The 22,514-nt window shown below is 64.6% G+C and carries 17 protein-coding genes; 12 read left to right on the top strand and 5 right to left on the bottom strand.

Translation table 11 applies throughout. The annotated features are described in order from the left end of the window. Window positions 1-10: 10 nt before the first annotated feature. Window positions 11-2,251: a YhgE/Pip domain-containing protein gene (locus tag GFD18_RS01080; protein ID WP_163200103.1), complete on the bottom strand. Its 2,241-nt coding sequence runs from the start codon at window positions 2,249-2,251 to the stop codon at window positions 11-13. Window positions 2,252-2,255: 4 nt separating this feature from the next. Continuing rightward, entirely contained in the window at window positions 2,256-4,874 is a 2,619-nt protein-coding gene (locus tag GFD18_RS01075; RefSeq protein WP_163200102.1) for a YhgE/Pip domain-containing protein, read from the bottom strand. Between the two features lie 186 nt (window positions 4,875-5,060). Between GFD18_RS01075 and GFD18_RS01070 the strand changes: the two genes are divergently transcribed. The 4 genes from GFD18_RS01070 (at window position 5,061) to GFD18_RS01055 (ending at window position 9,140) form a co-directional block, all read left to right on the top strand. Continuing rightward, window positions 5,061-5,711, top strand: coding sequence for a TetR/AcrR family transcriptional regulator (locus tag GFD18_RS01070; RefSeq protein ID WP_100509938.1), 651 nt, complete (start codon window positions 5,061-5,063; stop codon window positions 5,709-5,711). A 43-nt stretch (window positions 5,712-5,754) separates the two neighbouring features. Continuing rightward, complete coding sequence (gene recQ / locus GFD18_RS01065) at window positions 5,755-7,668, top strand: DNA helicase RecQ (RefSeq protein WP_163200101.1); 1,914 nt, start codon at window positions 5,755-5,757, stop codon at window positions 7,666-7,668. 306 nt (window positions 7,669-7,974) lie between these two features. Next, a complete protein-coding gene (locus GFD18_RS01060) occupies window positions 7,975-8,457 on the top strand; it encodes an N-acetyltransferase (RefSeq protein WP_191997265.1) in 483 nt (160 codons plus the stop codon). 200 nt (window positions 8,458-8,657) lie between these two features. Beyond that, window positions 8,658-9,140 carry an S-ribosylhomocysteine lyase gene (locus tag GFD18_RS01055; RefSeq protein WP_225432814.1) on the top strand — a complete coding sequence of 161 codons (483 nt, stop codon included), beginning with the start codon at window positions 8,658-8,660 and terminating at the stop codon, window positions 9,138-9,140. 164 nt (window positions 9,141-9,304) lie between these two features. Here the strand turns inward: GFD18_RS01055 and GFD18_RS01050 are convergent, their stop codons facing one another. Beyond that, window positions 9,305-10,318, bottom strand: a complete 1,014-nt coding sequence (locus GFD18_RS01050) for a LacI family DNA-binding transcriptional regulator (RefSeq protein ID WP_100509936.1) — start codon at window positions 10,316-10,318, stop codon at window positions 9,305-9,307. A gap of 253 nt (window positions 10,319-10,571) precedes the next feature. Between GFD18_RS01050 and GFD18_RS01045 the strand changes: the two genes are divergently transcribed. The 3 genes from GFD18_RS01045 to GFD18_RS01035 all read left to right on the top strand — a co-directional run bounded on the left by GFD18_RS01045 (window position 10,572) and on the right by GFD18_RS01035 (window position 14,310). Continuing rightward, the gene (locus tag GFD18_RS01045) at window positions 10,572-11,585 is read left to right on the top strand and encodes a zinc-binding dehydrogenase (RefSeq protein ID WP_100510432.1); all 1,014 of its coding nucleotides are present in this window, start codon (window positions 10,572-10,574) and stop codon (window positions 11,583-11,585) included. Window positions 11,586-11,755: 170 nt separating this feature from the next. After that, window positions 11,756-12,529, top strand: a complete 774-nt coding sequence (locus tag GFD18_RS01040; RefSeq protein ID WP_100509935.1) for an SDR family oxidoreductase — start codon at window positions 11,756-11,758, stop codon at window positions 12,527-12,529. Window positions 12,530-12,828: 299 nt separating this feature from the next. Continuing rightward, window positions 12,829-14,310, top strand: a complete 1,482-nt coding sequence (locus tag GFD18_RS01035; protein ID WP_163200099.1) for an MFS transporter — start codon at window positions 12,829-12,831, stop codon at window positions 14,308-14,310. A 167-nt stretch (window positions 14,311-14,477) separates the two neighbouring features. Here GFD18_RS01035 and GFD18_RS01030 read toward each other — a convergent pair whose 3' ends face one another. Beyond that, window positions 14,478-15,575, bottom strand: coding sequence for a LacI family DNA-binding transcriptional regulator (locus GFD18_RS01030; protein WP_100509933.1), 1,098 nt, complete (start codon window positions 15,573-15,575; stop codon window positions 14,478-14,480). 158 nt (window positions 15,576-15,733) lie between these two features. On the opposite strand from GFD18_RS01030, the gene GFD18_RS11320 reads away from it, so the two are divergent. The 4 genes from GFD18_RS11320 to GFD18_RS01010 all read left to right on the top strand — a co-directional run bounded on the left by GFD18_RS11320 (window position 15,734) and on the right by GFD18_RS01010 (window position 20,713). Then, window positions 15,734-16,747: a zinc-binding dehydrogenase gene (locus GFD18_RS11320; RefSeq protein WP_100509932.1), complete on the top strand. Its 1,014-nt coding sequence runs from the start codon at window positions 15,734-15,736 to the stop codon at window positions 16,745-16,747. A 173-nt stretch (window positions 16,748-16,920) separates the two neighbouring features. Further along, a complete protein-coding gene (locus tag GFD18_RS01020) occupies window positions 16,921-18,450 on the top strand; it encodes an MFS transporter (protein ID WP_225432816.1) in 1,530 nt (509 codons plus the stop codon). A 112-nt stretch (window positions 18,451-18,562) separates the two neighbouring features. After that, the gene (locus GFD18_RS01015) at window positions 18,563-19,810 is read left to right on the top strand and encodes an enolase C-terminal domain-like protein (protein ID WP_100509931.1); all 1,248 of its coding nucleotides are present in this window, start codon (window positions 18,563-18,565) and stop codon (window positions 19,808-19,810) included. 126 nt (window positions 19,811-19,936) lie between these two features. Continuing rightward, window positions 19,937-20,713, top strand: a complete 777-nt coding sequence (locus GFD18_RS01010; RefSeq protein WP_207759977.1) for an SDR family NAD(P)-dependent oxidoreductase — start codon at window positions 19,937-19,939, stop codon at window positions 20,711-20,713. A gap of 192 nt (window positions 20,714-20,905) precedes the next feature. Here the strand turns inward: GFD18_RS01010 and GFD18_RS01005 are convergent, their stop codons facing one another. Continuing rightward, entirely contained in the window at window positions 20,906-21,631 is a 726-nt protein-coding gene (locus GFD18_RS01005; RefSeq protein ID WP_100509929.1) for a FadR/GntR family transcriptional regulator, read from the bottom strand. 175 nt (window positions 21,632-21,806) lie between these two features. On the opposite strand from GFD18_RS01005, the gene GFD18_RS01000 reads away from it, so the two are divergent. Next, window positions 21,807-22,337: a gluconokinase gene (locus tag GFD18_RS01000; RefSeq protein ID WP_100509928.1), complete on the top strand. Its 531-nt coding sequence runs from the start codon at window positions 21,807-21,809 to the stop codon at window positions 22,335-22,337. Window positions 22,338-22,514: the final 177 nt, after the last annotated feature.

The raw sequence follows: 22,514 nt of genomic DNA, 5'->3' as shown, positions 1-22,514 counted from the left end.
ATCCCAGCCGCTATCCCAGCACCTTGGTGCGCCGCAGATTGGCCTCCGATTTGGCGGTGAGCCGCATGAGCGGGCGGCGCAGCACCAGACCAAGCAGCAGCATCGGCAGTATGAACACCGCCAGACGGCCCATGGCAATCCAGTAGTCGTTCCGGTAGACACCGAAGACGGCGGCGCGGAACATGTCGATGGCGTGCGTGGCCGGCAGGAACGGATGCACCGCCTGGAAGAAGTCCGGCAGCACCGCGACCGGGAACGAGCCGCCGGCGCCGGTGATCTGCATCACCATGACGAGCACGCACAACGCCTTGCCGGGCGCGCCGAACGCGGCCGCCATCGTGTAGACGATGAATGCGAACGTCAGCGACGTCGCCCAGCCTCCCAGCATGAACAGCCACGGATCGTCGCACTGCACGCGCAGATACACGAGCTCGCCCAGACACATGACCGTGCTCTGCAGCAGCGCCAGAATCGCATAGATGCCGAAGCGGCCGAGGAACATCTCACCGGGCGTCGGCCGTTCCAGCGCGGCCTTGCGCTCTCCCGACACCTGCACGAGTATGGCCAGCGACAGCAGCAGCGCGCCCATCCACAGTCCCAGCGTCGTATACATCGGCGCCATGGACGAACCGAAGTTGTCGGCCTTGTAGACCGCGTTGCGGTTGAGCCCGACCGGCGAGACCAGCGACGTGGCCAGGGCCTCGGGGTCGTCGCCCAGTATCTTGCGCACGGTCTTCAGGTCGCCGCTGTTCAGCGCCTTGGCGATTTTGCCGTGCAGGTCGCTGAGCCTGTTCGCCGAGGCGCGCAGGGATTTCGCCGTGGCGGCGATGTCGGTATGCGCGCCGGCCATGCTCGCGGCGATGGAATCCGCCGATCCGGAAAGCTCCGACGACATGGTCTCCAGCCGTGAGGTCGCCTCGACCGTCTCCGTGTACGCGTCCGACGCGGCCGACGACATGGCGGCGAGCTTCGTCTTGAGCCCCTTGTCGAAGTCGTCGCTCACCTGCGCCATGGTCTTGCGTGCCTCCTCGGCCTTGGTCTTGGCCTCCTCCCGCTTCCGGTCGCCGTCGGTCAGCCCTTTGTCGATGCCGTCGGCCGCGGAGTTCAGCGAATCGCGCACGGCGGTCTGCTTGGCGATCGCCTCGTCCATATCGCCGAGCAGCGACTGCTGCAGCCGCGTGCCCTCGTCGGTGGTCGGGGTCAGCGCCGCGAGCTTGCCGCGAAGGTCCTGATATGCGGTGACCTGGTCGCCGATCTTCGTGGCCACGGCGCGCAGCTGCTTGGCCGAGTCGGCGCCCTGCGTGCCCACGGCGTCGAACACCTTGTCGAGGCTCGCCTCGGCGGCCTGATAGCTGTTCGCGCTGGCGTCGAGCGCATCGCCGACCGTATCGGCCGAGGAATCCAGGGTGGCGGCGACCGTGGCCACACCCTGCTTCGCCTGGTCGGTGGCCTTGCGCGCGTCCGCCGCGCTGCCGCCCGCCTTGCCCACAAGCCCCGCCGAAGTGGCGACCAGCGTCTGCGCCGAATCCAGCACGTCGCCGTACTGGTCGAGGTTGTCGGCGGCGAGGTCGAATTGCTTGGAGGTACGGTCGATGTTCGCGTTGAGATTGCCGATGAGCGTCTGCGCCGAATCGCTGTCCAGGGACTCCGCGAGCTGTGAGGCGATGGTCAGGCCCGCACTGGAGATGGTCGTGTTGAACGTGTCGTTCACCTGCGCCGTGACCGCGTCGGCGCCCTGTCCGGTCACCTTCGGGGCGAGCGGGTTCTTCTTCTCGTTCGTGTAGTAGGCGATCTTCGCCTGCCGGGTGTCGGCGGAGAACAGCGTCATCATGTCACGGCTGAACGTTTTGGGAATCACCACGGCGGCATAGTATTCGCCGGATTCGGTGCCGTCGACGGCGTCCCGCTCATCGGTGAACACCCAGTCGAGCTGGTCGTTGGCGCGCAGCGCCGAGACGACGTTCTCGCCCACGTTCACCTTCACCGGCACGAGGTCGCTGCGGTAGCCGGCATCGTTGTTCGCCACGGCGACCTTGAGCTCGCCCGTGCTGCCGAACGGATCCCAATTGGCCGCCACATTGAACCACGCGAACAGCGATGGCATGGCCACCAGGCCGATGACCAGGGTCACGGCCGTGACGTTCGACGTGATCCGCCGCACGTCGCCTGCGACGATGCGGCCGACGTTCCTGAACTTCCGTGCGATCGTCGTCGTGATCGCCGTCATGACCGGTGTCTTTCGTGCAGTCATGGCGTCACGCCTCCTTTCGTGCTGTACCGGCAGCCGCCGAATGCTTCGGCGTCCTGCCTCCGCGCTCGCCGGCGTCCAATATGCTCAGCGGATTCAACGGTTTCTTGTGCAGACGCTGTTCGCGGTAGACGTTGCGCAGCTCATCGCCGTCCATGTTCCCCAATCGAATCTGTCGTTGGATGCCGTCGTAGATGAATTCGATGCCGATGAGGAACGTGATGATGGCCACGATCCAGATGACCCAGGCCATCAGGATGCCTATCTTCTCGCCGGTGGTCAGCGAGAACGCCGTCAGCCCTATAGGCAGGATGATGCCGGCGACCAGCGCCCCGCGCTTGAGCCGCGGATACCATCGTTCGAACATCGCCGCCCGTCGCATGATGCCCGCGTGGAACTCCTCGGAATCGCTCAGCGCGCGCAGCATCTGGTCGAGCCGGTACCGGTTCCTCATGGCCACCGGCTTCTCCGCGGCCAGCAGGTCCGTGGCCGCGAACCGCCGGGAGACCATCGTGTTGAGATTGTTGAGATACGGGCGCAACGTCATGCCGACCACGAACGCCACGGCCGCGAACAGCGTCAGCGTCGTGAGATACCGCCAGTAGTGGTCGCCGTAGAACCCGCCGATCGTCTCGCGCAACGCGTTGTTGCCGTGGGTGATCGGCAGGAACGGGTAGATGCGCTGGAACTCCTTCGGCATCATCTCTATCGGATACATGCCCGACGAGCCCGGCACCTGCAGCACGGTCAGCAGCACGGTGAGGCCTCGGCCCACATGGGCGAACGATATGCACATCGCGTAGATGATGGAGACGTACACCACGCCGATGAACATCGTCGTCAGATACAGCGCCGGCACATTCGCCGACTGCACGCCGATGACGAGATTGCCGGTGGTCGTGATGAGCGCCTGCACGCAGGACAATACGGCCAGCAGCAGCCAGCGTCCCAGATACTTCTGGCTCGAGGTCAGTCCGGGGATGCCTTCGTCGTCGACCTCGAGATGCACCATCATCGCCAGCGTGAACGCGCCGATCCACAACGCCAGATTCGTGAACATCGGAGCCACGGCCGAACCATAGGAGTTCAGCGCATACACGGTATGGGTCTCCAGTGCGGTGGGGGAGGCCACGAACGAGGCCACCTCGTCGGACGAGGCGCCGAGCGCCGACCGAAGCCTGTCGAACGTGCCGGCGCTGGACGCGGCGTTCATGTCGGAGCCGATGTCGTTCAACGTGGTGCGGGTCGCGGCCAGGGACTGCTTCGAGCCCTTGAGAGCCTTCGACGTCTTGGCGAGCGTGGTGCTGAGCTGATTGAGCGCCGTATCCGCCTCGTCCACGGCCGGCCCGACCTTGGCGAGCGTTCCCGAAAGCGTGGTCGCGCTCGCGGAGAACGAGCCGAGCGCGCTGTTGAGACCGGAGGTCGTGGTGCCGCCGAGCGTCGACTGGGTGTTCTGCAGTGCGGCGATGGTGTTCTGATTGGCCGCGTCGATGTCGTTGGCGGCGCCGGCGATGGCGGTGGCGCTGTCGCCGACGTTCGTGCCGGCCGTGCGCAGGGCGTCCAGGGCCTTCCGGCTTTCCTGATTGCGCTGCTCCAGCTGGGTGATGAGCGCCTTGCCGGAGTCCGTGCCGGCGAACTCCGAATCCTTCAGCGCGTCGACGATGGCGGCGTTCGCATCCACCGCATCCTGCGCGGAGTCCACCGCGGAATCGGCCCGTTCCTTGGCGCCGAGCACGCTGCCGGACGCCTTGCCGATGAACGAGTTCGCATTCTGCGATCCTGTGGACAGCGCCGCCGAGGCGCTTGCCGATTTCACCGCCAGCCCGGAGCTGAGCGAGGTCAGCCCGTTCTGTGCGTCGCTCAGCGACGCGATGCCCGAGTCCAGCGTGTTCTGTGCCTTCGCGGCCTTGCCGGAGATGCCGTTCAATGCCTTCCGTGCCTCGGCGACCTTCGCGGACCCGTCGTCCACGGCGGCGATGAGCGAATCAAGCTTGGTCTCGGCGTCGTCGATGCCGTCCAGCGCCTTGTTCACGCCGTTCGACGTCTCGCGGTGCGCCGCATCGGCATGGGCCGAGGTCGTGTTCGCGGCCTTGGCCATGGCTTCGGCCGCCGTTTTACTCACCGTGGAGAGGAACTGGCTGTTGATCTGTCGTTCCAATGTGCCGGCGCCGGTGTCGGTGATGCGCGGCGTGATGGGGCTGGTCTTCTCGTTGGCGTAGTAGTCGATCTTCGGCTGATGAAAGTCGCCGGTGGCGATGGTCATGAGGTCGGCCGAGAAATCCCTAGGGATGATGATGGCCGCGTAGCTTCTGCCGGCGCGTACCTCGTCAAGCGCCTGCTCGCGCTCCATGAACGTCCAGTCGAGCTGATGATTGTCGTGCAGCGACGTCTCCACCTGGTCGCCGATGTTCAGCTCGCCCATGGTCTCGTCCTTCGCGCCCCTGTCCTCGTTGACCACGGCCACGCGCAGCGCTCCGGTGTTGTCGTACGGGTTCCAGAACGCGGCGACGTTGAACCAGGAGTACAACGCGGGAATCGTGCAGATGCCCAGCACCGTGATCACGGCCATGGGCACGGCGAGTATGCGGCGGATGTCGCGCGCGAATACCTGGAATACGTGTTTCATTGTCCCTCGGTGAATCTCGTTGATGTCCTGCGGCTTGCGCGACGTATGGTCGTCGCAGCGAAAACTTACGGATATAAGTTATACTACAAGTGTAGTGTAATAATCAATCGTAAGGAAAAATCGATATACAATACATATCGTTTTTCCTACGGGACGGTCCTTCAACAACGGTCAGGAGCATCGACAATGACGAAGACGGCAGTGCGCACGACGAAACCGAACGGCGACCGACGGGTGCGACGCACCCGCGCCCGCCTGGCGGACGCGCTCATCGAGCTCATGCGCACCAAGCCGGTGGAATCCATCACCGTGACCGAGCTGGCCGACCGTGCCGACGTGAACCGCGTGACCTTCTATGCGCACTACAACAACGTGCAGGAGCTGCTCGGCCGGATCGAGGACGATGCCGTGCAACAGTTCCGCGACGTCGTCGAGAACCACGCGCAGGAGATGATCGCGGGGGAGTACCGACCGTTCGCCGTCGCCGCGCTCACCTACATCGACGAGCATGACGGGCTGTTCTCCGTGCTTATGTCGTCCTTCGGCAATGCGTTGTTCAATGACTTTGCCGACAGTATCCGCGACATCTGCAATGATGCGCTCGACCCCGTTTCGGCGGCGTTGGAAGGCGCGGACGACGTGGACATCGAACACGCGCGGATGGTGCGCGACTACCAGTTCGACTACATCCTCGGCGGCGTCATGAACGTGATTCGCGACTGGTTCAGAAACGGGCGGAAGGAATCCATCGAATTCATGGCCGCCATCATCAGCTCCACCACCAGGGCCGCCGGCATCGACTCCCTGCGTGAGAACATCCGTCTTGCCGTGCGCTGACCGGCGCGTCGGGTTTTCGCCGCCCGGCCATAGACTCGGGAGCATGGCAGACATGAACGATGCGCGGGCGGCGCTCAAGCACTACTTCGGCTACGACGGGTTCCGACCCGGTCAGGAGCCGCTGATCGAAGCGATTCTGCAGGGCCGCGACGCACTCGGCGTCATGCCCACCGGCGCCGGCAAATCCATCTGCTACCAGATACCCGCCGTACTGCTCGGCGGTCTCACCGTCGTCGTCTCGCCGCTGGTGTCGCTCATGGCCGACCAGGTCGCCGGACTCGAGGACAACGGCATCCACGCCGTCTACGTCAACTCCACGCAAAGCCTCGAAGAGCAGTCCGCCGCGCTCGCCGAAGCCGCCTCCGGACGATGCGACGCCGTCTACGTGGCGCCCGAACGCCTCGGCACCCAGCAGTTCACGAATTTCGCCGCCCGGAACCGCATCGCCCTGCTTGCCATCGACGAGGCCCACTGCGTCTCCCAATGGGGGCAGGACTTCCGCCCCGCCTACCTCGGCATCGGCGACTTCAGCGCCGGCCTGCCATACCGTCCCGTCATCGCCGCGTTCACCGCGACCGCCACCGAACGCGTGCGCCACGACATCGTGAACCTCGTCGGGCTCCGCAATCCCCAGGTCAGCGTCACCGGCTTCGACCGCACCAACCTGTACTTCGACGTCATCAAGGCCACGCCCACCGCCAAACGCCAATGGATAGAACGATACGTGACCGCCCGGCCCGATGAATCCGGCATCATCTACTGTGCCACGCGCAAGGAGACCGAAGCGCTCGCCGACGACCTGCGCGGCCGCGGCATCGCCGCCGTCTGCTACCACGCGGGGCTGCCGGCCGACGAACGCAGCCGGGCGCAACGCGACTTCGTCAACGACGATGCGCATGTCGTCGTCGCCACCAACGCATTCGGCATGGGCATCGACAAATCCAACGTGCGCTACGTCGTCCACCACAACATGCCCGACAGCATCGAAGCCTACTATCAGGAGGCCGGCCGTGCCGGGCGAGACGGCGAACCCGCCCGATGCACCCTGCTGTGGAGCGACGGCGACATCACCACCCGACGCCGTTTCATCGAGATGGGCAGCGACAACGAACGCCTCAGCGCCGACGAGGCCGAAATCATACGAAACCGCCGACGCGTGCTGCTCGACGGCATGATCGGCTACTGCCGCACCACCGACTGCCTGCATAGATACATCACGTCGTATTTCGGCGAGACCGACGATACGCCATGCTCCGGCTGCTCCAACTGCGACAGCGAGTTCGAGACCGTCGACGTGACGAAGATCGCCGTGGCCGTAAGCCGATGCGTGCATGACGTGCAGGTGCTCCTCGGCCTCGGCGAGAACGGCCGGCCGCGCAATCTCGGCGCCGGCAAGCTCACCCAGATACTGCGCGGCTCCGACGCGCAGGAGATGCACGACTGGCGGCATCTCGACTCCGCGCCCACGTACGGCAGCCTTCGCGACGTGCCGGCGGCGCGCATCCGCGACGTCATATCGCAGATGACGTCGGACGGCTATCTTGCCGTGGAGGACGGCAAATACCAGACCATCACATTCGGAACGCGTGCCGCGCAGACCGTGCGCAACGACTTCCACATGGTCATCAAGCAGGTGGAACGTCCCGCCGGCCGGGACGGCGAATCATCATACGGCGGTTCGTCCGGCCCGTCGCGCGGCACACGCTCCGCCGTTCCCGAGGAGCTTTCCGGAACCGACGCCGAACTGTTCGACCGGTTGCGCGAGCTGCGCACCGAGATCGCGCGCGAGATCGGCAAGCCGCCGTACATCGTGTTCTCCGACAAATCATTGCGCAGCATGTGCGAGCTCAAGCCGACCGATGACGACGAATTCCTCGAGGTCAACGGCGTCGGCCAGCACAAGCTCGAGCTCTACGGCGATCGTTTCCTCCCCGTCATCCGCGACTTCCTCGCTTAGGTATCGCCTATCTGCCTCTCTGCCGATTGCTCTGCCCGGGATGACGGCGCTACGGATGCCTCATGCAATGGCTTCCCTCAGCGAGGGGAGCTGTCGGTGCGGCCGACTGAGGGGGCGTGTGGTCGGATGTTTCAACTCCCCTCAGACCGCCTTTGGCGGCCAGCTCCCCTCAATCATGAGGGGAGCCGAGAATACTGCCAATCCATCAACCCAGACGAAAGGACCATCGTGACATCCGATTCCACTCCGTCCACCACCCGCATCGTCCGTACGGCGACCGCCGCCGACTTCGACGTCATCCAGACGATGTACGCCCGCGCGCGAAAGCTCATGGCCGAAAACGGCAACCCCACGCAATGGGCCGACCGGTTCCCGCTGGAATCCACCGTCCGCGCCGACATCGCCGAAGGGCGCACGCGTCTGCTCGTCGACCACGCCGGAACGGACGACGACGGCAACCCCGGCGCGGAGCGGGCGCTCGCCGTATTCGTGCTGTGCCCCGGCCCCGACCCGTCGTACGCCGAGATCGACGGCGCGTGGCTGGATGACGACGACTACATGGCCGTGCATCGCGTGGCCGCGTCGGGCCTTGGAGGCCATGCCGGCCGCGACTGCCTGAACTGGGCCGTGAAGCACTACGGCAACGTGCGCATGGACACCCACCGCAACAACCACGGCATGCAGCATGTGCTGGAATCCAGCGGTTTCACACGCTGCGGAGTGATCACGCTGGTGCGGCGCGAGGGCGACGCCGAACGACTGGCCTATCAGCGCAACGACCGGCGATAGCGCCGCCGGCCGGCACGTCGCAATTTGGCGACCGTGGTGCCGGCCGTCCGATAACCGGCCATGATGGCCGGCGATAGACGACAACTATGACATGACGGCGACCATGCGGTTGACGATTGACGGTTTTGCGACGACAGTAGATAGCGGTCGCATGCGTTACCGGCATGCGAGTATGCATCCCGTCTTTCAAGGAGGACATCATGGCAGACAAGCCGGTCGTCGAAAGCTTCCAGTTGGATCACACCAAGGTCAAGGCGCCGTACGTGCGCTACATCGACACGGAGACCGGCCCCCACGGCGACGTGATCTCCAACTACGACCTGCGCCTGGTGCAGCCGAACGAGAACGCCATCCCGACCGGCGGCCTGCACACCATCGAGCACACCATCGCCGTGCTGCTGCGCGAGCGCATCCCCGGCTACATCGACTGCTCGCCGTTCGGCTGCCGCACTGGCTTCCATCTGCTCACCTGGGGCGAGCACTCCACCGAGGACGTGGCCAAGGCGCTCAAGGAGTCGCTGGAGTTCATCGCGTACAAGGCCACGTGGGACGACGTGCCCGCCACCACCATCGAGAGCTGCGGCAACTACCGCGACCACAGCCTGTTCACGGCGAAGGAATGGTGCAAGGACATCCTCGCCAAGGGCATCAGCTCCGATCCGTTCGAGCGCAAGGTCGTCTGAGCCGTCGGTCCGTTGAGTCGTAGGACCGCTGAGATGGCTGATGGGTCGTAATGCGGTCCGTAATGGCCGAAATCCGCGATCTGCGGTGCCAAAGGGTCGCTTTCCTCGTTGAAAGCGACCCGAAAGCACCGTGAATCGCGGATTTCGGCCATTTGCGCATGTGATTACAGCGAGTGGCCGAGGACCCGCTTCGTGGGGACGACGATCTCGTTGCTGACGGGCGGCTGCTTGCGGATCGTGGCGAGCAGCGCCTCCCCGGCCTTGCGGCCGATGGTTTCCGGGTCCTGGAGAATCAGGTCGATGCCGTGGCCGACGTATTCCCCCCATTCCCAGTCGTCGAAGCTCAGCAGCCCCATGTCGCGGGGGAAATCCATGCCGAGTTCTCGTGCCGCGGCGAGCACGCGCAGCAGCAGCGGTCCCATCAGCGAGACCACGGCGGTCCGCTCCTGTGCGCTGTTCGCGCTGATGACCCGCAGCGTGTCGGTCAGCCAGGCATTGTCCCCGCCGGCGAGGTCAAGTACCGACAGGCGCAGCCCGAGCCGACGCGCGGCCTCGGTGATGGCGTGCAGTCGCGGGATCTGCGCCGAGGTGCCCACGGTCGTGATGTTCACCACGACGATATGCCGGTATCCCTTGCCTGCCAGCTCCTCGCACATGCGCTGGCTGGCCTCGTAGTTGTCCGACGTCACGTGGATCACCGACGGCGGCGTCGCGTCCACGTATCGGTCGACGAACGCGAGCGGCGTGCGTGCGTTGACGATGGGGTAGTAGTCCTCGAAATTGCTGCGGCTCGGCTGGATGATCAGCCCGTCTACGTTCTGCTGCAGCAGCTTCTCCACGCATTCTCGCTCCTCGTCCGCGCCGTCGTTGGCGTTGAGGAGCATCACGCTGTAGTTCTGCGGCTGCAGCGCCTTGTACATGCCGGTGAACAGCATGGACGCGAAGACGTTCGAGATGTCGCCGACGATGACGCCGATGATGTGTGTGCTGTCCGACCGCATGTTCTTCGCCGCGGCGGACGGCCGATAGTTGAGGTCCTGTATCACCTGCTGGATCTTCTGCTGGGTGGCGACGCTCATCTTGCCGAGATTGCCGTTGAGATAGCGCGACACGGTCGTGACGGAGACTCCCGCCACTTTGGCTACTTCCTTGATGGTGATGGTCTTTCGGCTGTTCATGGTGCTCAATATCGGTCGAAACGGTTGTGGTCATTGGTCATTCTACGGTTCGCTCCTTATCTGCGCCGTCTTTCGCAAACGTGTCGTTATACAGTTTTTAGGAAAACGTTAAAACCATGCTGTAAACCTTAAGACACGCCTCAAATTTCAATGTATATTGACATTATAACTGATTTAGGTGTAACGTTAACCCCACAAGGGAAACGATATACCTTGGGAAATGAAATCATCGAACATCAAGGAGGATGTCGAAGTGAAGTCGGTACTTATCAGCGGCAAGGGACTGATTGACCTGGCTGAACGCCCCGAACCCGAGCATCAGGACGGCAAGGTCGTCGTCCGTCCGCAGTTCATTGGCATCTGCGGTTCCGATCTGCATTACCTGGCCGACGGACAGGTCGGCATGTCCGTCGTCCGCGAGCCCATCGTCCCCGGCCACGAGATCAGCGCCGTGACCGATGAGGACGTCGAGGTCGACGGCAAGGTCATCCCGGCCGGCACCCCGGTCGCCATCCACCCCTCCACGTGGGGCGAGAAGCAGCCCGGCATCGAGGACAAGCCCGAGATCTGGCCGAACGGCCGCTACCTCGGCTCCGCCCAGTACCTGCCGCACGAGCAGGGCGGCATGACCGAGAAGATGGCCGTCCGCCCCGACCAGCTCATCGTCCTGCCGGAAGGCGTCTCGCTCAAGGCCGCCGCCCTGGCCGAGCCGCTGGGTGTGGGCCTGCACGCCATCAACCTCGCCGGCGGAGTGCGCGGCAAGAAGGTCCTCGTCTCCGGCGCCGGCCCCATCGGCCTGCTGGCCGCAGGCGCCGCCCTCACCGAGGGCGCCGCGAGCGTCGCCGTCTCCGACGTGCTCGACCACCCGCTCTCCGTGGCGAAGAAGCTCGGCGCGACCAAGGTCTTCAACGTGGCGCAGGAGTCCCTGCCCGACAACGAGTACGACCTCATCCTCGAATGCTCCGGCGCCGCCCCGGCCATCAGCGCGTCCTTCAAGGCCGCCGCCCCCGGCGCCACCATCATCCAGGTCGGCATGATGGTCAACCGCGACGCCAGCCTCAACATCTCCGCCATCAACGGCAAGGAGATCACCTACATCGGCAGCTTCCGCTTCTTCCAGGAGATCCGCGACGCCGTCGAGGTGCTGGCGAAGAACCCGAACCTCGAAGAGGTCATCACCCAGGTCTTCGACGTCGATGACTACCGCGAGGCGTTCGCCACCGCGGCCGACGCGTCCAAGTCCGCCAAGGTGCTCATCGCCATGTGACGTCTCCGCCGGGGGACGCGCCAAAAGCGCGGTCTCCCGGCCTCCCTCCCGATAATCATCAACCCCGGCCGATCGCCTGTATCACGGCGATCGCCGCAATCATCATCTGATTTCGCGTCGATCATGGAAGACCGACTGCGATTCCGAAGACACGTTTCTAAGGAGAAACCATGCCCAAGTTCGATCGCAACAGCTACAACCTCGAAGGCAAGGTCGCCCTCATCACCGGCGGCGCCCGAGGACTCGGCCGCAACTACTCCATCGCGCTGTCCATGTACGGCGCCGACATCTTCGTCGCCGCCGAGAACGAGGAGGGCTGGGACGAGATCCGCGAGATCGTCGAGGCCAACGGCCGTCAGATCGGCTTCATCAAGCAGGACATCACCAAGCCCGGCGCCGCCGACACCATCGTCGACGCCGTCATCGAGAAGTTCGGCCACCTCGACATCCTCGTGAACAACGCCGGCATCCAGATCCGCAACGACGTGCTCGACTTCAAGGACGAGGACTGGTACAAGGTCATCGACGTGAACCTCAACGGCCTGTACATGCTCTCGCACGCCGCCGCCAAGGTGATGGCCAAGCAGAAGCACGGCAAGATCATCAACATCGGCTCCATGCAGTCCTACCGCGCCGGCAAGCGCATCTTCCCGTACGCGGCCAGCAAGCACGGCGTGCTCGGCCTCACCCGCGCCTACGCCGACGCCCTTGCTCCGTACAACATCCAGGTCAACGGCCTGGCCCCCGGCTACATCATCACCGACATGACCCGCTCCCTGCAGCAGGACCCGGTCCGCGGTCCCGAAATCCGCGAGCACATCCCCTCCGGCGAGTGGGGCGTGCCCGAGCAGCTCATGGGCCCGATGGTGTTCCTGGCCAGCGAGGCTTCCGACTACGTCACCGGCGTGATGCTGCCGGTCGACGGCGGCTACCTGCTGCGCTAGTCGTCGGGCGATGACGACGCGGGCCGGCTGCGGCCGGTCCGCCGAACAAGACTTGCGTCGGGATGGACCCGGCGCGGGAATCGGGAGAGGGCCTGCGGTTTCGGCCGCTCTCCCGTCCACCGGTCGCGGCGACGAAGACGCGACGGTGAACATACGGGTGCCGCACTGGTTTCCTTCCCCTTACCTGTGCGGACCTGCCGGAGGGCATGCCATGGCATGCGTGCCTTACGGGGAATGGGAGGGGAGGAACCCTCCCTATGCAACCAAGAGAGAACCCTGTTGGAAAGGTGAAGTTTCCTATGTCTTCTGCTGAAGTTTCGACTGCCGCCAATGGAGGCGGCGACCCCTCGCTGGTCAAGCGCACGATGGGCGACCTGGTCAAGGCCGCCGTCTCCGGCTGGCTCGGCACCGCGCTCGAGTTCATGGACTTCCAGCTCTACTCGCTGGCGGCGGCTCTGGTGTTCAAGGACATCTTCTTCGGACACGGCTCGCAGGCCGTGGCCATCATGTCGGCAATGGCCGTATACGGCGTGGGCTACATCGCCCGCCCGATCGGCGCCTGGTACTTCGGCCGCCTCGGCGACCGCATCGGCCGCACCAAGGTGCTGTTCATCACCATCGCCATCATGGGTGTGGCCACCACGCTGATCGGCGCGCTGCCCACCTACGACCAGGTCGGCCTCCTCGCCCCGGCACTGCTGGTGATCCTGCGACTCGTGCAGGGCTTCGGCGCCGGCGCCGAGATCGCCGGCTCCTCCGTGCTCCTCGCCGAGTACGCACCGACCAAGCAGCGCGGCATCATCGCCTCGCTGACCGCCCTCGGCACCAACTCCGGCACCCTGTTCGCCGGTCTGGTGTGGGCCATCCTGCTCGGCTGGCTCGGCAACGACGCGGTCGTCGATTGGGGCTGGCGCATCCCGTTCCTCGGCTCCGTCATCGTGATGGGCGTGGCCGTCTTCATCCGAATCCACCTCAAGGAGACCCCGGTCTTCGAGGCCTCCGTGGACGAGATCATCGAGGAGTACGACAAGCCGCTCGACCGCGAGGCCGAGAAGGCCAAGAAGGAGGCCGCCGCCGAGGCCCGCAAGGAGGCCATCGCCGAGCTCGCCAAGACCAAGCGCTCCTGGAAGGCCTTCCTCGTGGCCTCCGCCCTGCGCTTCGGCCAGTCCGGCAACTCCGGCATGGTGCAGACCTACCTCATCACCTTCCTCACCGCCAACCTGCTCGTCTCCAAGACCGTCGCCTCGAACATCGTCGTGTACTCCTCGCTCGTCGCATTCGCCACCGTGCCGCTGATCGGCTGGCTCGGCGACAAGTTCGGCCGCAAGCGCATGTACACCGTGGTCACCGTCATCGACTTCTTCATCATCGTGCCGTGCTTCCTGATGATGCTGAACAACCGCGGCACCGACACGGTCATGGAGCAGACCTCCACCGGTCTGGTCCCGCACTTCTCGAACCCCGACCTGCTGTTCTTCATCGGCTACATCGTGCTGCACAACCTCACGGTCATGGCCCTGGCCTCCCTGGAGAACCTGACCATGGCGGAGTGCTTCGGCTCGGCCCACCGCTACGAGCAGCTGGCCCTCTCCAAGGAGATCCCGAACCTGATCACCGCCGGCTTCGGCCCGCTGATCGCCGCCGCGCTGGTCACCGTGTTCGGCTCCTGGGTCGCCCTCGCCGTGCTGATGTTCTTCTACACCGCGGTCACCTTCGGCGCCAGCGTCGTGATGACCGAGGTCGCCGGCCGCGACCTGACCGTCCGAGAGGATGCGATGTGATATAAGACCTACCCCTGAAATCCCTTGATTGCACGATGCCGGTTCGTTCCCTCCCCGGAGGGCGCGAACCGGCATCGGCGTATATGCGGGACCGTTGTTTGAAGACGTTCGCGGGGTCGCATGACGATTGCCATGCGACCCCGCGGAGCTTACGGCGAGTGTCCGGCTTACAGCGAGTGCCCGGCGATGCGACGGGTCGGCACACTGATCTCCGTCTGCTCCGGGTGGCCCTGCTCGATGATCTGCAGGATGCTTTCGCCGGCGAGGCGGCCGATCTCGTCGATGTCTCGCTGAAGCAGGTCGACGCCGCCGCCGATGAACCGTCCCCAGTTCCAGTCGTCGAAGCTGACGAGGCCGAGGTCCCCGGGGAATTCGAGGCCGGCCGCCTGCAATGCGGTGAGTGTGCGGAACAGCAGCGGTCCCATCAGCGGGAACACGGCCGTGCGCGGGGCGTCCGGACCGGCGTTCTCGCGCAGCCGTTCCGCGAGCCATGCGTCATCATGGCCGCGGACGTCCAGCATGACATGCTCCATGCCCAGCTTCGCCGTGCAGTGCCGGACCGCCTCGAGCCTGGGCAGCTGCGACGACGTCGGCGCCGTGGTTTCGCTCACGGTGACGATGCGGCGGTATCCGCGTTCGTGCAGCTCCCGGCACATGGCCTTGCTCGACGGTGTGTTGTCGGATATGACGTGCGCGGCGTTCTTCGGCGTCGCCTTGACGATGCCGTCGACGATGACCAGCGGCGTATGCGCGTTGACGATGGGGTAGAAGGCCTCCGGGTCGTCCTGCGTGGGCTGGATGATCAGGCCGTCGACGTTCTGGCGTATGAGCTTGTTGATGCACAGGTTCTCGTCGGCCGGGTCGTTGCCGGTGCTGAGCAGCATCAGGCTGTAGTTCCTCGGCTTGATGACCTTCTGGATGCCGCCGAACAGCATCGAGGAGAAGATGTTGGAGATGTCGCCGACGATGACGCCGATGATCTTCGTGGAGTTCGATCGCATGCTCTGCGCGGCCGACGACGGCTGGTAGTGCAGGTCCTCGATGACCTTGCCCACCTTCTCGCGGGTGTCGGCGCTCATGCGGGCCATCTGTCCGTTGAGGTAATTGGACACGGTGGTGACGGAGACCCCCGCCATGCGTGCGACCTCCTTGATGGTGATGGTTTTGCGTCTGGCCATGGTTTCTTCGATCCTGTGGGTGATAGGGGGAATGAAGGGAATTCTACCGCCGCCTTCGACCAAGATGGTTTTTCCGGGCTGCGGCATGTGTCCGCTCACATCGTTGCGATTTCATTTTACTGAAACGATAAACTAATCGCAACACGCCGATAAAACGTTGAAAACATGCGAAAAATACTTTGGTTATAAAAACTTAGTGTATCGTTACATCTAACAGCACAACACATGCAATCAAGGAGGATGCTGTGAAGGTAGTCAAGATTCCCGGCAAGGGCCAGCTCGAGGTCATCGAAGCCCCCGAACCCGTCGCCGACGATACGCACGTGGTCATTCGTCCGAAGTTCATCGGCATCTGCGGTTCCGATCTGCATTACCTGGCCGATGGCTCCTGTGGCCTGTCCGTTATCCGCGAGCCGCTCACCCCGGGCCACGAGATCAGCGCCGTGCTCGACGAGGACGCCGTCATCGACGGCAAGAACGTCCCGGCCGGCACCCCGGTCGCCGTCCATCCCGCCACCTTCGGCGACAAGCTCCCCGGCATCGAGGACAAGCCCGAGATCTGGCCGAACGGCTCCTACTTCGGCTCCGCACAGTACTTCCCCCACACCCACGGCGGCATGACCGAGAAGATGGTCGTCCGTCCCGACCAGCTCCGCGTGCTCCCCGAGGGTCTCTCCCTCGACATGGCCGCACTCGCCGAACCGCTCAGCGTCGGCCTGCACGCCATCCGCCTCGCCGGCGATGTGCGCGGCAAGAAGGTGCTCGTCTCCGGCGCCGGCCCCATCGGCCTGCTCGCCGCCGGCGCGCTCGTCTCGCTCGGCGCCGCCCGCGTGGACGTCTCCGACGTGCTCGACGCCCCGCTTGCGGTCGCCAAGAAGGTCGGTGCGCAGGGCGTCTTCAACGTTGCGCAGGAGTCGCTGCCCGCCAACACCTACGATCTGGTGTTCGAATGCGCCGGCGCCGCCCCCGCCATCAGCGCCGCGTTCAAGGCCGCCGCCCCCGGCGCCACCATCGTCCAGGTCGGCATGCTGCTCGACCGCGACGTGCCGCTGAACCTCTCCGCCATCAACGGCAAGGAGATCACCTACATCGGCAGCTTCCGCTTCTACGACGAGATCGACCAGGCGCTGCAGATCCTCGCCGACACCCCGGCGCTCAAGGAGGTCATCACGCAGGTCTACCCGGTCGACAAGGTCGCCGACGCATTCGCCGTCGCCAGGGACTCCTCGCAGTCCTCCAAGGTGCTCGTCGAATTCTGAGCCGCATAGAGGCCATACATCATGTCGGGGCCTCTCGACGCCGAAAGGCCCCGACATCACACGATTCCCCGAAATACGAACGATACGGACAAAACGATTCCGATACTGCGGCGCGGACAATGCCGCCCGTGCCGATAACCGATTACGTATATATATATGAGGTGAAGCAAACCATGTCGTCTGCTATGACCATCGACGGAACGACCGAGGTCGCCGCCGAAATGACCGCGGTCAACGTCGAACCCGCGGCCGAGAAATCCGATCCCACCCTGGCCGAACGCACCACCGCCGATCTCATCAAGGCCGCCGTCTCCGGCTGGCTCGGCACCGCGCTCGAGTTCATGGACTTCCAGCTGTACTCGCTGGCCGCCGCACTCGTCTTCAAGGACATCTTCTTCGGACACGGCTCCGCCGCCGTGGCCATCATGTCGGCCATGGCCGTGTACGGCGTGGGCTATGTGGCCCGCCCGATCGGCGCCTGGTACTTCGGTCGCCTCGGCGACCGCATCGGCCGCACCAAGGTGCTGTTCATCACCATCGCCATCATGGGCTGCGCCACCACGCTGATCGGCGCGCTGCCGACATTCGACCAGGTGGGACTCCTCGCCCCGGCGCTGCTGGTGGTTCTCCGACTGGCCCAGGGCTTCGGCGCCGGCGCCGAGATCGCCGGCTCCTCCGTGCTCCTCGCCGAATACGCCCCGAAGAAGCATCGCGGCATCGTCTCCGCCTTCACCGCGCTTGGCACCAACTCCGGCACCCTGCTGGCCGGCGCCATCTGGGCCGTGCTGCTGGCATGGCTCGGCAACGACGCCGTGGTCGATTGGGGCTGGCGCATCCCGTTCCTCGGTTCCGTCATCGTGATGGGCGCCGCCGTCTTCATCCGAATGCACCTCAAGGAGACCCCGGTCTATGAGGCCTCGGTGGAGGAGACCATCGCCGAGTACGACAAGCCGCTGAACAAGACCGCCGACGCCGAGGCCGAGAAGGCCCGCAAGGAGGCCGAGAAGAAGGCCGCCGCCGAGATCGCCAAGACCCCGCGCTCCCTCAAGGCGTTCATCGTCGCCTGCATCCTGCGCTTCGGCCAGTGCGGCACCTCCGCCATGGTGCAGACCTACCTCATCACCTTCATGACCGCCAACCTGCTCGTCTCCAAGTCCGTCGCCTCCAGCGTCGTCGTGTATTCCTCGCTCGTCGGATTCGCCACCGTGCCGCTGATCGGCTGGCTCGGCGATGTCTTCGGACGCAAGCGCATGTACATGGTCGTCACCATCATCGATGTGTTCCTGCTGGTGCCCTGCTTCCTGCTCATGGTCAACAACCTCGGCACGCAGACCACCATGGAGCAGACCTCCTCCGGACTCGTCCCGCACTTCTCGAACCCCGACCTGCTGTTCTTCATCGGCTACATCGTGCTGCACAACCTCGCCGTGCTCTCGCTCGCCTCGCTGGAGAACCTGACCATGGCCGAGTGCTTCGGCTCCGCACACCGCTACGAGCAGCTCGCCCTCTCCAAGGAGATCCCGAACCTCATCGCCGGCGGCTTCGGCCCGCTGACCGCAGCCGCGCTGGTCACGGCGTTCGGCGGATCGTGGATCGCGATCGCGGCCATCATGGCGGTCTGCCTCGTGCTCACCTTCCTCGCAGCGGTGGTCATGCCGGAAGTCGCCGGCCGTGACCTCACCACCCGAGAAGACGCGATGTAACCGACGTGCAATCCGGGGTCGCGGGGCCAGGCCGCGACCCCGACCGCAACAATCAAACACAACCGCAACAATCATCCGAACCGTACGACCATCCAAATCCAAGGAGAACGACATGACAGTCACCATCGACAAGGTGCGCGTCATCTGCACGGCGCCCGAAGGCATCAACCTCGTCGTCGTCCGCGTGGAGACCAACCAGCCGGGCCTCTACGGTCTGGGCTGCGCCACCTACGCCTACCGCCACCTCGCGGTGAAGACCGTGGTGGAGGAGTACCTCGACCCGCTGCTGCGCGGCCGCGATGTGGAGAACATCGAGGAGATCTGGCAGCTCATGCACCAGAACGCCTACTGGCGCAACGGACCGATCTCCAACAACGCGATCTCCGGCGTCGACATGGCGCTGTGGGACATCAAGGGCAAGATGGCCGGCATGCCGGTCTACCAGCTCTTCGGCGGCAAGGTCCGCGAAGGCATCCCCGTCTATCGCCACGCCGACGGCCGTGACCTCGAGGAGCTGTGCGACAACATCCAGCAGTTCCAGGAGATGGGCATCACCACCATCCGCTGCCAGTGCGGCGGCTACGGCGGCGAGGACTACGGCAACACCCCGGCCACCGCCCCCGAAGGAGCCCACCCAGGCGTCTACCTCGACTCCAAGAAGTACATCCACGACACGGTCGAGCTGTTCGCCGGCATCCGTGACCGCATCGGCTACGACATGAACCTCGTGCACGACGTGCATGAGCGCATCGCCCCGGTCGAGGCCCTGCAGCTCGCCAAGGCTCTCGAACCCTACGAGCTGTTCTTCCTCGAGGACCCGGTGCCGATCGAGCAGACCGACTGGCTGCGCCGCCTGCGCCAGCAGACCAGCATCCCGATCGCACAGGGCGAGCTGTTCAACAACTCGGCCGAATGGAAGACGCTCATCACCGAGCACCTCATCGACTTCATCCGCGTGCACATCAGCCAGATCGGCGGCATCACCGCCGCCCGCAAGCTGCAGATCTTCGCCGAGCAGTTCGGTGTGCGCACCGCATGGCACGGCCCGGGCGACATGTCGCCGCTGGCCCACGCGGCGAACATCCACATCGACCTGGCCGCGCAGAACTTCGGCGTGCAGGAATGGTCGGGCATCGAGCCGCCGAACTTCGTGATCCAGGAGCTCAAGGGACCGCACGGCGCACTGCTCGACGTGTTCCCCGGACTGCCCGAGTACAAGGACGGCTACGTCTACGCCAACGACAAGCCGGGCCTGGGCGTCGACCTCGACGAGGCCGAGGCCGCCAAGTACCCGTGCGAGAACACGGTGACCACGTGGACGCAGACCCGCCGCCGCGACGGCGCCCTCGTCACCCCGTGACCGGCCGGCGCCCGCCGGACCGTCCATCACGGATCCATAAAACACAGACCCATAACTTAATATCCACCAAGCAAACCAACCGAAACCAAACAACACCTATCCAATAGGAACAATTGAAAGGAGCCAATGATGGCTTTCAACTACCAGGACAAGTTCAACGTCGCCGGCAAGAACTGCATCGTGACGGGCGGCGCCCAGGGCCTCTCCCGCGGCATGGCCGAGGGCCTGCTGGAGAACGGCGCCAAGGTCGTCGTCATGGACGTCCAGAAGGACAAGCTGGAGAAGGTCGTCGAGGAGTACCGCGCCCAGGGCTACGACGCCTACGCCGTCGTCGGCGACCTCTCCAAGAAGGCCGACATCGACCGCATGTTCGACGAGGCCATGGAGATCCTCGACGGCCGTCTCGACGTGCTCATCCCGGCCGCCGGCATCCAGCGCCGCCACCAGCCGTGGGAGTTCCCGGAGGACGAGTGGAAGCTCGTCATCGACATCAACCTCAACCACGTGTGGTTCATGTGCCAGAAGGCCGTCGCCATCATGAAGGACCAGCCCACCGGCGGCAAGATCATCAACATCGGCTCCATGGTCACCTGGTTCGGCGGCACCACCGTCCCGGCCTACACCGCCTCCAAGGGCGCCGTCAGCCAGCTCACCAAGAGCCTCGCCGTGGACTGCGCCCGCTACAACATCTGCGTGAACGCCATCGCCCCCGGCTACATGGACACCGAGATGTGCGCCAACATGACCCAGGAGCGCAAGGACGAGTGCACGGTCCGCATCCCGGCCAACCGCTGGGGCCTGCCCGAGGACCTCAAGGGACCGGTCCTGTTCCTCGCCTCCTCCGCCAGCGACTACGTCAACGGCACCGTCATCCCCGTCGACGGCGGCTACCTGGTGAAGTAAGACCGGGAACATCCCCCATCGGCCCGTGACATACGGGCCGCAACAGCCGAAATCCGCGATTCGCGGTGCGAAAGGGACGTTTTACTCGTCAGAAACGTCCCGAAGGCACCATGGATCGCGGATTTCGGCGTTTTTTGCCGTGCCTTCGGACATGGCCGTGCGGGGTGCGCGATGAGGCGCGTGGGGGAGGGGCTATCTGGCGGCGATGACCGTGCTGACCTCGTCGACGATGTCGTGCATGGCCTTGCGGGCGCGTTCGGCGTCGCCCTTCCACACGGCGTCGGCCACCTCGTCGTGCGCGTCGAGTGCGCTGGCGGACGGCCGGCTCGGATACATGTTGATCTCCACGCGCCCGCGCAGGATGGTCTCCACGATCGGGGCAAGCGAGGCGAACAGCTCGTTGCCGCTGTTGCGCAGCAGCGTCGAATGGAACTCGATGTCGAGCTCGTGGAACGGGTCGAGGTCGCCGGCCTCGCCGTGCCTGCGCATCTCCAACGCCAGCACCGGCATCTTCGCCCGCGTCTCCAACGATGCGCGGTGCGTGGCGCATGCGGCGGCGGCCGGCTCCACGGCGAGACGCAGCTCGGTGAGCGACAGCAGCTCCTGCTTGCGCTGGTTCGAATGCAGCTTCCAGTGAATCACCTGCGGGTTCAACGCGGCCCACGTCTCGGGGCTCTGCGCGACCAGCCCCACACGGCGCCGGATGGTCACGGCGCCGGTGGCCTCCAGGTATCGCGCGGCCTCGCGCGCCACCGTCCTTGAGACGCCGAACCGACGCTGGATGTCCTCGAGCGTCGTGCTTGTACCCACGGGCCATGGTCCGTCGATGATGTCGGTGGCCAGCTGGTCCGCGATGGGCAGATGCATCAGCTTGGCATCGTTGGTTTTCCCATCGTTGGATTTCGGCGTATCAGTCATAATAAAAAGATTACCAATCAACGAAAAGAATGCCAATCCAACTAATGGGCATCACGATAATTTTTAAAAGTACTCTTTTTAAATTGACAAAGATTACGAAATCTGATTATAATAATCCCATCAAATCGCAGTCATATCGTGGCCGCAACGCGGCCGCCGAGCAAAGGAGCAGACGATGACAGTGCACGTCGTGGTTATGGGCGTCGCCGGATGCGGCAAGACCACCATCGCGGAGGCCGTTCGGGACCAGTTGGGCTATGTCTACGCCGAAGGCGACGAGTTCCATCCCAAGGCCAGCGTCGACAAGATGCGCGCCGGCATCCCGCTGACCGACGAGGACCGCTGGCCCTGGCTCGACACCATCAACAAGTGGATGCGCGACCAGTCCGCCGAAGGCAACTCCACCGTCGTCTCCTGTTCGGCGCTCAAGCGCGCCTACCGCGACGTGCTGCGCCGCGACATCCCCGTGTTCTTCGTGCACATGGTCGGCAGCGAGGAGGTCATCGGCAAGCGCATGGCCGCCCGCAAAGGGCACTACATGCCGCCGTCGCTGCTGCCCAGCCAGTTCGCCGATCTCGAACCGCTCGAGGATGACGAGCCGGGCATCAAGGTCTCCATCGAAGGCAGCGTCGACGAGATGGTCGCCCGCGCCATCGAGGCCGTCAAGGCGCACGCCGCCGCCGAGGAGCGCGCCCTGGCCGCATAATCGTCGCGCATGGCTCCCCTCACGGGGGAGGGGAGCCGGCGTCATTCATATGCGGCGCGGACGTCGTTCGGGCGTCCGGGTGCCGTCCAGATGTTGCGTGGGTGTCCTTCTTGCCTGCGTCGTTTTCATCCATGCTCTCGCATCGTTCCTCGCCCATAATCGTTTCTCTGCGGATCC

The organism is Bifidobacterium saimiriisciurei, assembly GCF_010667655.1.
Classification (GTDB): Bacteria; Actinomycetota; Actinomycetes; order Actinomycetales; family Bifidobacteriaceae; genus Galliscardovia; species Galliscardovia saimiriisciurei.
Note: the sequence above shows the minus strand (reverse complement) of the source record. Positions and strands in the feature narration are given on the sequence as shown.

Coding starts and splice junctions, on each gene's coding strand:
- GFD18_RS01020 (WP_225432816.1), top strand. CDS start 16,921: ATGTCGTCTGCTATGACCATCGACGGAACGACCGAGGTCGCCGCCGAA.
- GFD18_RS01030 (WP_100509933.1), bottom strand. CDS start 15,575: ATGCCGCAGCCCGGAAAAACCATCTTGGTCGAAGGCGGCGGTAGAATT.
- GFD18_RS01040 (WP_100509935.1), top strand. CDS start 11,756: ATGCCCAAGTTCGATCGCAACAGCTACAACCTCGAAGGCAAGGTCGCC.
- GFD18_RS01005 (WP_100509929.1), bottom strand. CDS start 21,631: ATGACTGATACGCCGAAATCCAACGATGGGAAAACCAACGATGCCAAG.
- GFD18_RS01060 (WP_191997265.1), top strand. CDS start 7,975: ATGTACGCCCGCGCGCGAAAGCTCATGGCCGAAAACGGCAACCCCACG.
- GFD18_RS01050 (WP_100509936.1), bottom strand. CDS start 10,318: ATGAACAGCCGAAAGACCATCACCATCAAGGAAGTAGCCAAAGTGGCG.
- GFD18_RS01075 (WP_163200102.1), bottom strand. CDS start 4,874: ATGAAACACGTATTCCAGGTATTCGCGCGCGACATCCGCCGCATACTC.
- GFD18_RS01010 (WP_207759977.1), top strand. CDS start 19,937: ATGATGGCTTTCAACTACCAGGACAAGTTCAACGTCGCCGGCAAGAAC.
- GFD18_RS01035 (WP_163200099.1), top strand. CDS start 12,829: ATGTCTTCTGCTGAAGTTTCGACTGCCGCCAATGGAGGCGGCGACCCC.
- GFD18_RS01080 (WP_163200103.1), bottom strand. CDS start 2,251: ATGACTGCACGAAAGACACCGGTCATGACGGCGATCACGACGACGATC.
- GFD18_RS01055 (WP_225432814.1), top strand. CDS start 8,658: ATGGCAGACAAGCCGGTCGTCGAAAGCTTCCAGTTGGATCACACCAAG.
- recQ (WP_163200101.1), top strand. CDS start 5,755: ATGGCAGACATGAACGATGCGCGGGCGGCGCTCAAGCACTACTTCGGC.
- GFD18_RS01000 (WP_100509928.1), top strand. CDS start 21,807: ATGACAGTGCACGTCGTGGTTATGGGCGTCGCCGGATGCGGCAAGACC.
- GFD18_RS01070 (WP_100509938.1), top strand. CDS start 5,061: ATGACGAAGACGGCAGTGCGCACGACGAAACCGAACGGCGACCGACGG.
- GFD18_RS01015 (WP_100509931.1), top strand. CDS start 18,563: ATGACAGTCACCATCGACAAGGTGCGCGTCATCTGCACGGCGCCCGAA.